Below are 14944 nucleotides of genomic sequence, written 5' to 3'. Positions count from 1 at the left end.
TATTATTTGGTACATACGACCTGGTTATCAAATTTTAAATTAACCATGCTATATTGATTCAACGTGTTATCCTTTAAATTCTTTTGATAAAACGCCTTCAGATTATTTATTTTTTTATCTAACTGCGTAACCTTCCCTAAATGAACAGTGAAAGTACATTCCCTTAGTTTTAAATATATATGTTGGTTTCTATCTTGATGTATTTCGATAACATTCGTTTTTAAAAATGTGTCATGTCTTACTTTATCGGCAATTTTATAAATGTCCTCTAAATGATTTTTATCAACATAACCTGTAATAAGTGGTACCCGAGCAGAATAATTAGTTGATAAAGGCATGTACTTTCCTTCATCATCAACATAAAAAGACGCATTAGTACGCACTCTGGCTATTGGGGTCTTTTGCGCAACTTCGGCGTAAAGAGTCCCGTCAATAGCGAGATAAACTTCAGCAGATTTAATCATGGGATTAGATTTGAGGGTCTTCTCTAACTGATTCAAATCTAAAATTTCTTTAGGTACATTTTCAAGAGTACCATAATTTTGTATTAACAATTTACTAACATTCTCATTTGTGATAAACAGATTGTTTTCACTCGTAAAAGTGACTTGCAATTGCTTTACTAATCGGGCGTCATTTTTGTTTGATGCAAAGGCAAACAAGAAAATAACAACGCCAAAAAGCAGTACTAACTTTATGTTACTCCAATTAAATCGCAAGTTCTAATTCTTTTTTTAAATGATCTACTTCTTCTCCAATATCTCCCGCACCAATGGTAATGATCACGGTTTCAGGTCTGTTTTTAACAACACGTATCAGGTCTTTTTTATCTACAAGTTGCTTATTTTTATTTTCAATTTTATCCAATAGCCACTGAGATGTCACACCTTCAATCGGGACTTCCCTGGCGGGATAGATATCCAGTAATATAACCGCATCGAACTGCGACAGACTTTTAGCAAATTCATCAGCAAAATCGCGAGTTCTGGAATACAAATGTGGTTGAAAAATGGCCAATACTTTTTGATTAGGATACATCTCTCTTACGGCTTGATGTACCGCATTAATTTCTTGGGGATGGTGGGCATAATCATCAATATAAACCAGGTCATTGGTTTTGATCTGATATGTAAAACGTCGTTTCACCCCTTTAAAAGACGCTAAAGCTTTGGCGAGCTGCTGGTATGGGCAACCGTAAATTACAGCCATCGCCAAGGCTATTAGTGCATTCGACAAATTATGTCTACCTGGTAGGCTAAACTCTATATTTTTAAGGACCGTTTCTGGTGTTTTTACATCAAAAACATAGGTTCCTTTATTAATTCTTATGTTTTGAATGGTGTAGTCGGAATCATCTTCAATACCGTAGGTTATACCATGAATAGACAAACCGCTTTTAACGAATAACACACCATTGGGTTTTAATTTTTTTGAAAAATCCTCGAAAGATTTGATGAGTTCTGAAGGATCGCCATAGATATCCAAATGATCGGCATCCATAGAGGTAATACAAGCCACATCGGGTGATAGGCGTAAGAAGGAGCGGTCGAACTCATCTGCCTCCACCACTGAAACTTCTGTGCCTTTTAATATTAAATTAGAATTGTAGTTCTCACTGATACCTCCTAAAAATGCTGTAACAGGTACATCACATTCAGCCAGTAAATGGGCGAGAATACTTGTGGTTGTTGTTTTACCATGGGTTCCGGCAACAGCAAAACAATAGGTGTTTTTAGTAATGATCCCTAAAACCTCCGAGCGTTTCAGAACTTCAAAATCGTGCGTCTGAAAATATAATAATTCCGCGTGATGCTTGGGAATAGCTGGTGTGTAAACGATCAGGGTATTCTTTATTTCTAAAAAGGCTTTATCTACCAAATTCAGATTGTCCTCAAAATGAATCTCGATCCCCAAGTTTATTAACCCTTCGGTAATGGCACTTGGTGTTTTATCGTAACCCGCCACACGCATACCTTTCTCATGGAAATAACGCGCTAAAGCACTCATGCCTATCCCGCCAATGCCCACAAAATAAACTTTATGTATGGTATCTAAATTCATTTATTAGGTTTCAATAATTTTTCTACTTCATTCACAATGTCTTTGGTCGCATTGGCCAAAGCCAGTTTCTTTATATTCTTTCCCAAAGCTTTTTGTCTTTCGGGAGCATTAATCAAGTTTGCAAATTTGTTCTCAAAATCAGCATCCAGATCTTCTTCTTTAATAATAACGGCGGCATCATTTTTAACCAAAGCCATGGCATTCTTGGTTTGATGATCTTCCGCGACGTTAGGAGACGGTATAAATATGACAGGTTTCCCAACAATACAAAGCTCAGAAACCGAGCTGGCACCTGCCCTTGAAATAATAATATCTGCCGCAGCATAGGCCAAGTCCATATTATTTAAAAATTCATAGACCTGAACATTATTTGTGTGATTGTATATTTTATACTGCTGATAATACAGTTTCCCGCATTGCCAAATAAGTTGCACATTATGGGTGTCGAAAAAATCCAGTTCTTTTTCAATAAGTTCATTGATGCGTCGAGCACCCAAACTACCTCCGACAACCAGAACCGTGTATTTACCATGCTTTAATTTGAATGCGTCCTTAGCTTCTACAAGTTTATCGCTTACTGATAATAGACTTTTACGCACAGGATTTCCCGTTTTTATAAGTTTTTCCTGAGGAAAGAACCTCTCCAGATCATCATAGGCCACACAGATCTTATTGGCCTTTTTACCCAATAATTTATTCGTAATTCCCGGATACGAGTTCTGTTCCTGTATAAGCGTCGGAATATTTTTAGCATTAGCTATATACAACAGGGGACCACTGGCGAAACCGCCGGTTCCGATAGCAATATCGGGTTTAAATTCTCTAACAATTTTATTAGCCTTCCACAAACTGCTTAATAGCTTAAAAGGGAATAAGAGGTTTTTCAATGTAAGCTGACGCTGAATACCGGAAATCCATAAGCCTTTGATCTCATATCCGGATTGTGGAACCTTCTCCATTTCCATACGATCTTTTGCACCAACAAATAAAAATTCGGCATCAGGATAACGCGATTTAATTTCGTTGGCAATAGCTATCGCCGGGTAAATATGTCCCCCGGTACCTCCTCCTGATAATATGATTTTATAATGACTCATTAAATTGCTTCCGATAATATTTCTAGAGGATTATCCTCCTGTAATTCACGTTCCTTAATTTCTTCACGCTTCGCACTTACACTCAATATGATACCAATGGCCATACAGGTCATCCAAATAGAGGTCCCCCCACTACTAATCAATGGTAAGGTTTGTCCTGTTACAGGAAATAATTCCACAGCAACAGCCATATTAATAAGCGCCTGAAAAACAATAGGTAATCCTACACCCAACACCAATAATTTCCCAAACATAGTGTCGGCTTTTTGTGCCACAATAACAATGCGGAATAACAACCACATGTACAAGATCATTATGGCTAGCCCTCCAAGTAATCCATACTCTTCAATAATCACTGCGAAAATAAAATCCGAGGATGATTGCGGTAGGGCATGTTTCTGTACACTTTTACCAGGGCCCTTCCCCCATATTTCACCTGAGGCGATAGCTATTTTTGCTTTTTCTATTTGATAATCAGCTTCAGTATCTTCATTATTTGCATAATTTATTAAGCGGTTTTCCCAGGTGGTTACTTTAACATTCAAGGGGCCTGTGGTTAACTTGGCTACCATAATGAAAAACATAAGCGCCACTAAACCAGAACCTAAAATAACCACTAAATATCGCACCGGATATCCAGCAAGAAACACCAAAATCACCACCATTAAAAAAATGATAGCTGCCGTTGAAAAATTGGAAGGTAATACCAACCCTAATATTAAAAATACAGGACACCATAAAGGCAACAACGTACTTTTAAAGGTGATCGTTTTATCTTTTATTTTCGACATATAGCGTGCCACGTACACTAGTAAAACTACTGAGGCTAGTGTTGATGTTTGGAAACTCATCCCCACAATCGGAATCTTTATCCAACGGCTGGCACTTGCACCACCCATAACAGTTCCTTGCATCATGGTAATAACTAACAACACTAAAACTACAGGTATCATTATGAGCGACAAGCCTTTAAAATACCGGTAGGGAATTTTATGTACCATATACATGATGGCAAAACCTAAAAGCAAATGCATAAAATGCTTTAAAAAAGCAATAAATGTATTGCCGTCGTACCTGCTGTAGGCGAGATCACTGGCCGCACTATAAACAGGTAAAAACGACAGAATAGCCAGCAAAGCTACAATAGCCCAGATAAGTCGGTCGCCTTTTATGTTTTTAAATACGGTTTGCATATGATCTTTTTATTACAGGTTTCTTACCGCTTCTTTGAACTGACGCCCACGGTCTTCATAATTTTCAAACAAGTCGAAACTGGCACAAGCTGGCGACAACAATACGTTATCTCCTGCCTCAGCCACTTTATAAGCAATCTTCACAGCTTCACTCATAAATTGCGTTTCAATTATAATATCCACCATATTCCCAAAAGTTTTCATCAATTTCTCATTATCGACACCAAGACAAATAATAGCCTTAACCTTTTCGTTCACGAACGGAAATAGTTCTTCATAATTATTCCCTTTATCCACGCCGCCAACGATCCAAACCGTTGGAGCATCCATGCTTTCCAATGCATAATAGGTGGCATTCACATTAGTAGCCTTGGAGTCGTTTATATACTGTACTCTATTAATTTTAAGAACCTGTTCCAAACGATGTTCCACACCCTGAAAGTTCTCTAAACTCTCGCGAATCGTTTGTTTTCGAATCCTTAATAATTGTGCCACGGTTGATGCGGCCATGGCATTTTTTAAGTTGTGTTGTCCCTCTAATGTAACGTTGCTTGTTGGCATAGTAATTTGGCTATTATTGATTTTAATTTTAATATTTTCGTTTTCAATGCACGCGCCATTTTCAATAGATTTCTCAAGTGAAAAAGGCAATAATGTTGATTGTACAGGATGATCTTCCAGATGCTTTACTATTACAGGGTCATCCGCGTCATAAATAAAATAATCATCTTTCGTCTGATTCTCTGCAATTCGGAACTTCGAAGCGATATAATTCTCAAATTTGTAATCATAGCGATCTAAATGGTCCGGGGTAATATTGAGCAACACCGCAATTTTTGGCTTAAAATCAACAATGTCATCCAGCTGAAAACTGCTGATTTCCAAAACATAGTTCTCGTAATTCTTTTCAAGAACCTGTTTGGCAAAACTGTCACCAATATTGCCGGCCAATCCCACATTCAATTCCTGCTTTAAAATATGATGTGTTAAGGATGCCGTTGTGGTTTTCCCATTACTACCAGTAATGGCAACGATGGTCGCATCTGTAAACCGGGCTGCAAATTCAATTTCCGAAACAACCTGAATTCGTTGTTGTCTGATTTTTTCAACAATGTCAACTTTATCAGGTATTCCGGGGCTTTTCATTACAACATCAGCGTTCAGAATTTTAGCTTCGGTATGCTGCTCTTCTTCCCATGCAATCTCATTATGTTCAAGAACGTGCTTGTACTTTTCTTTTATTTTTCCCTTATCAGAAACAAAAACGTCGTAGCCTTTTGCTTGTCCCAGAAGTGCTGTACCTACACCACTTTCGCCTCCCCCAAGTACCACTAAACGCTTCATTTTTATTTATTTTTCTATTCCGCTAAAGCGGAAAACTAATCGTTACCTAATTTTTAATGTCACTATCGATAGAATGGCCAGTAATATGCCCACGATCCAAAATCGGGTTACAATTTTACTTTCATGATATCCTAACTTTTGATAGTGATGATGTAAGGGGGACATTTTGAAAATGCGTCGCCCCTCACCGAATTTTTTTCTGGTGTATTTAAACCAACTGACCTGCATAACAACCGATAAATTTTCAGCAAGGAAGATGCCGCACAATACAGGAATCAACAATTCCTTTCTCACAGCAATGGCGATCACAGCGATAATTCCACCAATCGTTAAACTCCCTGTATCGCCCATAAATACCTGTGCAGGAAAAGCATTGTACCATAAAAACCCAATAAGGGCTCCTACGAATGCCGCGATATAAATAGTAATTTCACCTACATTAGGGATGTACATAATATTCAGGTAATCTGAAAAATCGATACGACCGGATACGAAGGTGAAAATCCCCAAAGTAAGCACCACAATAGCTGATGAGCCTGCCGCCAGACCATCAATACCATCGGTTAGATTCGCACCATTGGACACAGCGGTAATGATAAATATGGCAATCAAAATAAAGATCACCCAAGCATATTCTTTGAGTTCCGGGCTAATCCAGGTGATCATCTTCGCATAATCAAACTCGTTATTTTTTACAAATGGAATGGTAGTTTTGGTCGATTTGGTCTCTTCACCACTAAATAATTTTGAAGGTGAAATATTCGGGTTCTTTTCCAACAATACTTGTTGTTGTTCTTGCGGTAATTTCTCTTTAATCACCACATCTTCATGGAAAAACAATGTTAACCCAACAATAAGACCAAGCACCACCTGTCCCATAACCTTAAAGCGCCCTTTTAAGCCTTCCTTGTCGTTTTTGAATTTCTTTATATAATCGTCTAAAAAGCCAATAGCTCCCATCCACAGGGTGGTTACGATGAGTAAAATAATGTAGATATTCTCCAACCTTGAAAGTAGGATTACCGGAATCAGGGTAGCTAAAATAATGATGAGACCGCCCATAGTTGGCGTTCCCGCTTTTTCAGCCTGACCTTCAAGACCCAGATCGCGAATGGTCTCTCCCATTTGCTTTTTTTGAAGAAATCGAATAATGCGTTTACCATAAATAGTAGAAATAAGCAAGGCCAAGATCATCGCCATGGCCGCTCTAAAACTGATAAAGCCAAAAAGCGAAGCCCCGGGAAATTGAAACTCTTTTTCTAAATATTCAAATAAGTAATACAGCATTATTTTTGCATTTGTTTTAAAAATTCTTGAACGATCTTAAAATCATCAAAATCAAAGCGTTCGCCATTGATCTCCTGATAGGTCTCATGGCCCTTACCGGCAATGAGTATAATATCTTCCGGGTTTGCCATCTGGCACGCTGTTTTGATCGCCTGACGTCTATCCGTAATAGTTAAGGTCTTTTTAAAATGTTGTGGCTCTACCCCTACTTCAATTTCTCTTAGAATGGTTTCAGGATCTTCTGTACGCGGATTATCGCTGGTGAAAATAACCTTGGTACTCAAGGCTGAAGCGATATGGCCCATTTTTGGACGTTTTGTTTTATCACGGTCTCCACCACAACCAACAACCGTAATTAAGTTTTCATTCTTAGTTCGGATACTGTTTACGGTTTCCAATACATTTTTAAGCGCATCCGGCGTGTGGGCATAATCGACAATTGCTGTTATTTTATCATCCGAAATCACATATTGAAAGCGTCCACTTACGGTTTCCAGATCGCTAATTAATCGAAGGATCTCCTCTTTTTCAAGGCCCATTAATTCAGCGGTTCCGTAAACGGCTAATATGTTATAGGCATTAAAATTTCCAATAAGTCGTGTCCAGACCTCACTATCATTCACCTTCAACAAAAGACCACTTAATTGATTTTCTAAAATTTGAGCTTTGTAATCTGCATAGCTCTTTAAACCATAGGTAAATGTTTTCGCCTTCGTATTTTGAAGCATGAATAACCCATTTTTATCGTCTATGTTGGTTAGCGCGAAAGCATTGGCTGGCAGATGATCAAAAAAAGATTTTTTAACATTCCGGTATTCCGCGAAGGTTTTGTGATAATCTAAATGATCGTGCGTGATATTTGTAAATATGCCTCCGGTAAAATACAATCCCAGCGTACGATTTTGATGAATCCCATGTGAACTCACTTCCATAAAACAGAACTCCACACCTGCATCATTCATTTGCTTTAAATGGCTATTAATGGTGATCGAATCCGGAGTGGTATGTGTTGCTTTTAATTCTTTATTATCAATCAGTACTTTTACCGTGGATAATAATCCTACTTTGTATCCGGCTTTCTTGAATAACTGATACAAGAGACTGGCCACCGTGGTCTTACCATTGGTTCCGGTAACCCCAACCAGTTTTAGATTCTCGGAAGGATTCCCGTAGAAATTAGAAGCCATGATCGCGAGAGCCTTGCTCGAATCGTCCACCTCCACATAAGTGATTCCGGTTTCCAGATCCCTCGGTAATTTTTCACAAACAACCACTAAAGCTCCTTTATTTATCGCCTTATCCACATAATCATAACCATCAACTACCTGACCACGAATAGCTATAAACACATCGGCCTTTTCAACCTTTCGTGAATCGAAATGCAGATTATTAACCACAATACCGGTTGCTCCCTTAACCGCGTTTAGAGTGACCTTGTATAATATGTCTTTTAATTCTATCACGATGCTTTAAGTACGACAGTTTGATTATTTTTTAATTTTTGATTGGCACTTACTGATTGCGCAGTAATGACACCACCGCCCTGAAGATCCACGCGTACCTGAACATCCATGTTTTCCAAAAGTGCAAGAGCATCCATTGCAGGTAGCCCAACAAGATCAGGCATGATTGTTTTATAGGTCTTAGCAATATTAAAATACTGTTCATACTGTTCGTCAGCACGAGCCGTTTTTACATCCAAACTTTCCACTTCATCAATATTTGGCGTATCAATAAATATTTTTTGAGCGATTCTATTAAAAACCGGTCCCGTTACATCAGCCCCGTAATATCCTTTTTCCACGCTAGGCTTATAAATCACCACGATACAGGAATATTTTGGGTTCTCAGCTGGGAAATACCCGGTAAAAGATGAGATGTAGCGCTTATTCTCGTTCCAATCCTTCATCCAGTATTCGGTTCTGGCAGTACCCGTTTTACCGGCCATAGAGAAGTGTTTTGAATATAAAGAGGTACCCGTTCCACGATCAACGACATGCTTTAAAATAGTTTGCATCTCTTTAAGCGTTTTGTCAGAGCATATTTTTTTGTTTATAATTTCTTTGTCTATGGTGGCTATTTCGTCATTAAGTTCTTTTACCTTTTTAATAAAGCGAGGTTTTACCATAATTCCATTATTGGCTATCGCATTATAAAAAGTTAAGATCTGTAATGGTGTTAGTTTCAAGTTGTACCCGTAGGCCATAGATGGTAGGGCATTTTTACTCCATATCTTATCTCCAGGCTCGGGAATTATGGGATCTCCCTCTCCAATTATCGGTAGCCCAAGTGGTTTATTCAAATGCCATTCTTTTAAATGATCGATAAACTTTTCCGGATTTTTTGAATATCCGTCATCAATAATAGTAGCTATACCTACATTGGAAGAGACTTCTAAAACACGAGCTGCAGAAATTTTACCATGACCATGAGTGTCATATACAGCACGACCGTAGAAGGTTTTATAGCCCAGTTTGGTATCAATTACGGTTGAAGTATCTACGATCTTATCCTCCAAAGCTGCCATTAAGGCCATTGTTTTGAACGTAGAACCAGGCTCCTGACTTTCACCTACTGCATAATTTAGCCGCTCATAATACAAGCCGTTACTATTTCTACCTAAATTAGAAATCGCCTTGATCTCGCCAGTCTTGGTTTCCATAACAACAACACAACCGTGATCAGCTTTATATTTATCGAGCTGTTCTAATAAGGCATGATGTGCTATATCTTGAATATTTACATCGATAGTCGTATAAACATCATAACCATCCTGAGGCTCCACCTGATTATAATCGGTTAGCGGTTTCCATTTATTAGGACCTATCTTTTGCATCCAGCGCTTCCCGTTAGTACCACTCAAATATTTTACGCCGAAAGCCCCATCGATTCCGGGTCTTGTAATATTCCCATCTTCATCCTCGCGCTCATAACCAATGGTACGACGAGCCATCCCACCCATAGGGTATTCACGCTTCGTAGTCTGCTGAACAATGAGTCCGCCAGGGATAGCACCACGATTTAAGAGTGGAAAATTTCGAAATCGGATATAGTCAGAATAACTTAAATTTCGCTCGAGCAACACAAACTGATTCTTATTCACCCGAGCCTTTCGAATTTTTCTTTCGAAATATTTTGAAGCTTTACCACTATAATTTGAAAGAGAATCACACAAACCCTTAATATTCATTTCAAACAGATCAGTAGAAGATACCACCGGGTCGATCGCTATATCGTATTTGGGTATGGAAGTAGCCAGCAAGCTGCCATCAGAAGCATAAACATTACCGCGATTTGCCGGAATGGTCATGTTTTTAATATCTGTCTGTTCCACCATAGCGCGATATTTATCGCCTTGCAGAAACTGGATATTAACCAATTTAAAAATAACCGCTAAACCGAAGACAAACATACAGCCTGCTATAAAATACAATCGGTTCAATATGCCTTTTTCGTTTACTGCCAAGTTTCTGGTTTATTGTTTGGGTTTAACTATTATTCTCTTGGGCGGAATCTCTGAAGGCGATAAGCCTTTCTCTTTCATTTTCTGGATGATATTCGATTCCATTTTTAATTTCATAAGTCTGGAACGCCCATCCAAAAAAGCCGACCGCAGTTCCTTTACCTCTTCTTTCAGTCGGGCTATCTCATAAACCTTTTTATCAGCACTATGAGAACTAGCAATCATAACAAGCGCCAGAACTGATAGGAAAATGATAAAACGCCAGTTTTTAAAGGAGTCATCGCTCACTAAAAAAGTTCCACGCAATATGTTATAGATTCCCTTTTTCATTTACAGTTTTTCTGCAATTCGAAGTTTTGCACTTCGCGCTCTGTTATTTTCCTTTATCTCTTCTGCCGAAGGCACTACTAATCCATTTACTTTTTTTAGCGGCACCTCAAAATTCCCATACATATCCCGCTCTGGCTCACCTTCAAACAAACCGTTTCTAATAAAGCGCTTCACCAATCGATCTTCTAGCGAATGGTAGGAGATTACACTTAAACGACCTCCTTTTACCAAAACTTCAGGCGTTTGTTTTAAAAACTCCTTCAAAGCTTCAAGCTCCTGATTCACTTCAATGCGAATAGCCTGATATATCTGAGCCAAAACCTTATTCTCATGGCGCGGTGGTAAAAACTTTTTCAAGACCTCCTTTAATTGCTCTGAAGTTTCAATGGGCTCTTCCTGCCTTGCTTCAACAATGACTCGTGCCATTGCCGGGGCCGATCGTAACTCCCCATATTGGTAAAAAACGCGTTTTAGATCAGCTTCCTCATAATCATTGATAACATGGTATGCAGATAATTGACTTTCCTGATTCATACGCATATCTAGCTTTGCCTCAAACCGCGTTGAAAAACCGCGCTCGGCCACATCAAATTGATGCGAGGATACACCAAAATCAGCCAATATTCCATTTACTTGTTTCACACCATGAAACCTTAAAAACCGCTTTAAGAATCTAAAATTCTCATTGATCAGCGTAAAACGGTCATCATCAATTTTATTTTCAAGAGCGTCCAGGTCCTGATCAAAAGCATATAATTTTCCACCTTCACCGAGACGTTTTAAAATTTCTTTACTATGACCACCACCACCAAAGGTTACATCCACATAAATACCATCTGGCTTAATATTCAAGCCGTCCACCGTTTCCTTTAGTAGTACCGGTTTATGATATTCCATCGTCATCATCATCTTGTCCCATTACTTCTTCGGCCAAATCAGCGAAATCCATTGCTGCATCATCAATAGCCTGCTCGTATAGATCCTTATCCCAAATTTCAATAATATTAATAGCAGACGCTACCACAATATTTTTTGAGATGTTTGCAAATACCGTAAGGTCCTTAGGTATAAGTAAGCGACCATTTACATCAACCTCAATCATTTTTACCCCAGCTGTGAAGCGACGGATAAAATCGTTGTTCTTTTTCTTGAACCGGTTAAGCTTGTTCATTTTCTTCATTAACACCTGCCATTCCCCCATAGGATATAGTTCGAGACATTTTTGAAATACAGAGCGACGCAAAACAAAACCATCCTGTAAAATCGGAGACAGTTGTTTTTTAAGTGCAACAGGCATCATGAGTCTGCCCTTTGCATCTACTTTGCATTCGTATGTCCCTGTTAATAAATCCACAAGCGTTTGGCTAGTCTTTCTGCGTTAATGATTCAAATATATTGAAAATTTTACCACATTTTACCACAAAATACCACTTTGTTGATAAATTTTAGACGAAAGGAGTGTTTTTCTCCTCGATTAATTCGATGAAAGCCCCGATATACTAGGAATCAAATAGTTGAGGACATCTTTAATAACCTTTATAATTGTTAACAATCCTGTAGAACATTCTGCTGTATTTTGTAAGACATTTATATGATTGAAATATATCTGAATTGACTATATTTGTCCTTAGAGAAAAGACTAACTGATTGATGACGCATCCTTTAAAGAAAGAAAAAAACTATAGCTATATTGAAGCTGGCGAAGGAACGCCAATTATTGTTTTACATGGATTAATGGGCGGTCTGAGTAATTTTGACTCGGTTATAAATTACTTCAGTAATAGCGGTTATAATGTTATAATCCCTGAACTTCCTATTTATTCTATGTCTTTATTAAAAACCAATGTGAAAAGCTTCGCCAAATACTTGCATGATTTTATTGAATTTAAAGGCTTTGATGACGTTATTTTATTGGGTAATTCCCTTGGAGGTCATATCGGCCTTTATCATACCAAAATGTTTCCTGAAAAAGTTAAAGGGCTTGTGATCACTGGGAGTTCCGGGCTTTACGAAAGTGCTATGGGTGGTGGTTATACAAAACGTAGCGATTATGAAGTTATTAAAAAGAAAGCTCAAGACGTTTTTTATGATCCTGCAGTGGCAACTAAAGAAATTGTTGATGAAGTTTACGAAACGGTTAACGACCGAAATAAATTGATAAAGACTTTAGCTATTGCCAAAAGTGCTATTCGTCATAATATGGGAAAAGATCTTCCTCATATGGATACGCCAACTTGTATCATTTGGGGGAAAAACGATACGGTAACTCCTCCTGAAGTCGCTGAAGAATTTCACCGTTTACTTCCTGATTCGGAGCTCTATTGGATAGATAAATGTGGCCATGCCGCCATGATGGAACATCCTATGGAGTTCAATAAGATTTTAGAATCCTGGTTTCAAAAAAGAGGTTTTTAAAACCCAATAATTCGACTTTCAGGCTCCGTCTGAATAAACTTTTTACTTATGGAAATTAAATCGGCCGAATTTGTTGTAAGCAACTCTGATGTTACGAAATGCCCGAATACCCGACTGCCAGAATATGCGTTTATTGGTCGAAGTAATGTAGGTAAATCTTCGCTGATCAATATGCTTACTAATAGAAAAGGTTTAGCAAAAACATCAGGTAGACCAGGGAAAACCCAATTAATTAATCATTTTCTGATCAATAAAAACTGGCATCTCGTTGATCTACCCGGTTATGGTTATGCTAGGGTTTCTAAAAGCACTAAAAAAGTATTTCAAAAATTTATAACTCAGTATTTTGCTGTTAGAGAACAACTTATTTCTGCCTTTGTACTGGTAGATATTAGGCATGAGCCACAACCCATAGATCTCGAATTTATGCAATGGCTAGGAGAGCATGCCATTCCTTTTTCTATAATTTTTACCAAAGCTGATAAACTGAAACCTAAAGCCATTGAAAGGCATATTGAAACGTATAAAAACGTCCTTTTAGAAACTTGGGAAACCATGCCTCCCTACTTTATAACTTCTGCCACTAAAAACTTAGGACAAGACACTGTTTTACAATATATTGAAGACTTGAATAACAATTTAGGCAAACAACTTTAGTTCTTTACATCTAAAGCATCGCGAAGTGCGTTACCTATGAGCATAAAGGCCATCACCAAACTCATGATACACAGTCCGGGTATTATCGCCAAATAAGGTTTTCCCAGAATGATATAATTATAATGATCTTTGATCATAGCACCCCAACTAGCCATTGGAGGTTGGGCTCCGATACCGAGGAAACTTAAACCGCTTTCGATCAAAATAGCCGCAGCAAAATTTGCCGCTGAAATGACAATTACCGGCGCCATAATATTAGGAAGTATATGCCTTTTAATGATCCTGAAATCCGAATAACCTAAAGCACGAGCCGCCGTAACGTATTGCATCTCTTTGGCGCTTATTATCTGACCACGAACTACTCTGGCGACCTCAACCCACATGGTAAGTCCTACAGCAATAAATACTTGCCAAAACCCTTTACCTAAAGCAAGTGTTATTGCGATAACCAGCAATAAGGTTGGAATGGACCAGGTCACATTGATGATCCACATAATAAGAGCATCAATTTTACCACCAAAATACCCGGCCAAACTACCCATAAGTATTCCGATAACCAGCGAAATAAATACAGCAACAAAGCCAATAAAAAATGAAATTCTTGCACCAACCAAAATCCGACTTAATAAGTCACGGCCATATTTATCTGTACCAAAAAGAAAGGTTTTTTCTTTGATATACGCCGTAGCATCTCCATCAGGAAAACGGTCTAAAGTCACGTGCTTTTTCATACCTTCAAGACCATCAGAAGCGTATTCAGTATAATTCAAAGTATCCGGTGTAATATTGTAGTTCACAATAGGCACTTCAGTATCAGCTACTTTTTTGCCAAAAAACAATTTACCCAATGTTTTCTGCTTCCTATTAATCTCCGAGGGAATGGTTAGCATGGTAACTGTAAACCCTGGCTTTTTTGAATGAATGGCTAAATGCATTTGATTAGCCGCCTGAGAATTATCCGGAGCCAGAACATATGCGAAAACAGCAACAAAACCCACTAACACAATAAACCAGAAACTAAAAACGCCCCAAAAATTCTTTTTGAATTTTTGGAGCGCTAACTGTTTTAATGAGTTGGATTTTGAACTCATGTATTA

The 14944-nt window shown here is 38.2% G+C and carries 14 protein-coding genes; 2 read left to right on the top strand and 12 right to left on the bottom strand.

Annotated features, from left to right (window positions below; genetic code table 11):
- Nucleotides 1–2 precede the first annotated feature (2 nt).
- The 11 genes from V8G61_RS05710 to mraZ form a co-directional block, all read right to left on the bottom strand.
- Nucleotides 3–719: a cell division protein FtsQ/DivIB gene (locus tag V8G61_RS05710; RefSeq protein WP_394874530.1), complete on the bottom strand. Its 717-nt coding sequence runs from the start codon at nucleotides 717–719 to the stop codon at nucleotides 3–5.
- A complete protein-coding gene (gene murC, locus V8G61_RS05705) occupies nucleotides 709–2061 on the bottom strand; it encodes a UDP-N-acetylmuramate--L-alanine ligase (protein WP_394874528.1) in 1353 nt (450 codons plus the stop codon). The genes V8G61_RS05710 and murC overlap by 11 nt, the downstream gene beginning before the upstream one ends.
- On the bottom strand, nucleotides 2058–3158 hold the full coding sequence (gene murG / locus V8G61_RS05700) for an undecaprenyldiphospho-muramoylpentapeptide beta-N-acetylglucosaminyltransferase (protein WP_394874526.1): 1101 nt from the start codon (nucleotides 3156–3158) through the stop codon (nucleotides 2058–2060). Before murG ends, murC begins: the two co-directional genes overlap by 4 nt.
- Nucleotides 3158–4351, bottom strand: a complete 1194-nt coding sequence (locus tag V8G61_RS05695; protein ID WP_394874525.1) for an FtsW/RodA/SpoVE family cell cycle protein — start codon at nucleotides 4349–4351, stop codon at nucleotides 3158–3160. The genes murG and V8G61_RS05695 overlap by 1 nt, the downstream gene beginning before the upstream one ends.
- A gap of 12 nt (nucleotides 4352–4363) precedes the next feature.
- Nucleotides 4364–5695 (bottom strand): UDP-N-acetylmuramoyl-L-alanine--D-glutamate ligase, encoded by a 1332-nt coding sequence (gene murD, locus V8G61_RS05690; RefSeq protein WP_394874524.1) that lies wholly within the window; start codon nucleotides 5693–5695, stop codon nucleotides 4364–4366.
- A 42-nt stretch (nucleotides 5696–5737) separates the two neighbouring features.
- Nucleotides 5738–6982: a phospho-N-acetylmuramoyl-pentapeptide-transferase gene (gene mraY, locus V8G61_RS05685; protein WP_394874523.1), complete on the bottom strand. Its 1245-nt coding sequence runs from the start codon at nucleotides 6980–6982 to the stop codon at nucleotides 5738–5740.
- The gene (locus tag V8G61_RS05680) at nucleotides 6982–8445 is read right to left on the bottom strand and encodes a UDP-N-acetylmuramoyl-L-alanyl-D-glutamate--2,6-diaminopimelate ligase (protein ID WP_394874522.1); all 1464 of its coding nucleotides are present in this window, start codon (nucleotides 8443–8445) and stop codon (nucleotides 6982–6984) included. The genes mraY and V8G61_RS05680 overlap by 1 nt, the downstream gene beginning before the upstream one ends.
- A complete protein-coding gene (locus V8G61_RS05675; RefSeq protein ID WP_394875291.1) occupies nucleotides 8442–10394 on the bottom strand; it encodes a penicillin-binding protein in 1953 nt (650 codons plus the stop codon). Before V8G61_RS05675 ends, V8G61_RS05680 begins: the two co-directional genes overlap by 4 nt.
- Before the next feature lie 63 nt (nucleotides 10395–10457).
- On the bottom strand, nucleotides 10458–10775 hold the full coding sequence (locus tag V8G61_RS05670; protein ID WP_394874521.1) for an FtsL-like putative cell division protein: 318 nt from the start codon (nucleotides 10773–10775) through the stop codon (nucleotides 10458–10460).
- Entirely contained in the window at nucleotides 10776–11684 is a 909-nt protein-coding gene (gene rsmH, locus V8G61_RS05665) for a 16S rRNA (cytosine(1402)-N(4))-methyltransferase RsmH (RefSeq protein ID WP_394874519.1), read from the bottom strand. It abuts the gene before it with no gap.
- Nucleotides 11659–12129, bottom strand: a complete 471-nt coding sequence (gene mraZ, locus V8G61_RS05660; protein WP_394874517.1) for a division/cell wall cluster transcriptional repressor MraZ — start codon at nucleotides 12127–12129, stop codon at nucleotides 11659–11661. The genes rsmH and mraZ overlap by 26 nt, the downstream gene beginning before the upstream one ends.
- A 296-nt stretch (nucleotides 12130–12425) precedes the next feature.
- On the opposite strand from mraZ, the gene V8G61_RS05655 reads away from it, so the two are divergent.
- Both V8G61_RS05655 and yihA read left to right on the top strand, forming a co-directional pair.
- Nucleotides 12426–13190: an alpha/beta fold hydrolase gene (locus V8G61_RS05655; protein WP_394874516.1), complete on the top strand. Its 765-nt coding sequence runs from the start codon at nucleotides 12426–12428 to the stop codon at nucleotides 13188–13190.
- Nucleotides 13191–13238: 48 nt separating this feature from the next.
- A complete protein-coding gene (gene yihA / locus V8G61_RS05650) occupies nucleotides 13239–13847 on the top strand; it encodes a ribosome biogenesis GTP-binding protein YihA/YsxC (RefSeq protein WP_394874514.1) in 609 nt (202 codons plus the stop codon).
- Here yihA and V8G61_RS05645 read toward each other — a convergent pair.
- Entirely contained in the window at nucleotides 13844–14938 is a 1095-nt protein-coding gene (locus V8G61_RS05645; RefSeq protein WP_394874512.1) for an ABC transporter permease, read from the bottom strand. The genes yihA and V8G61_RS05645 overlap by 4 nt on opposite strands.
- Between the last annotated feature and the right edge of the window lie 6 nt (nucleotides 14939–14944).

This window comes from Gaetbulibacter sp. M240, assembly GCF_043876815.1.
Classification (GTDB): Bacteria; Bacteroidota; Bacteroidia; order Flavobacteriales; family Flavobacteriaceae; genus Gaetbulibacter_A.
The sequence above is the reverse complement of the archived record's forward strand: the minus strand, read 5'-3'. Positions and strand labels throughout refer to the sequence as shown.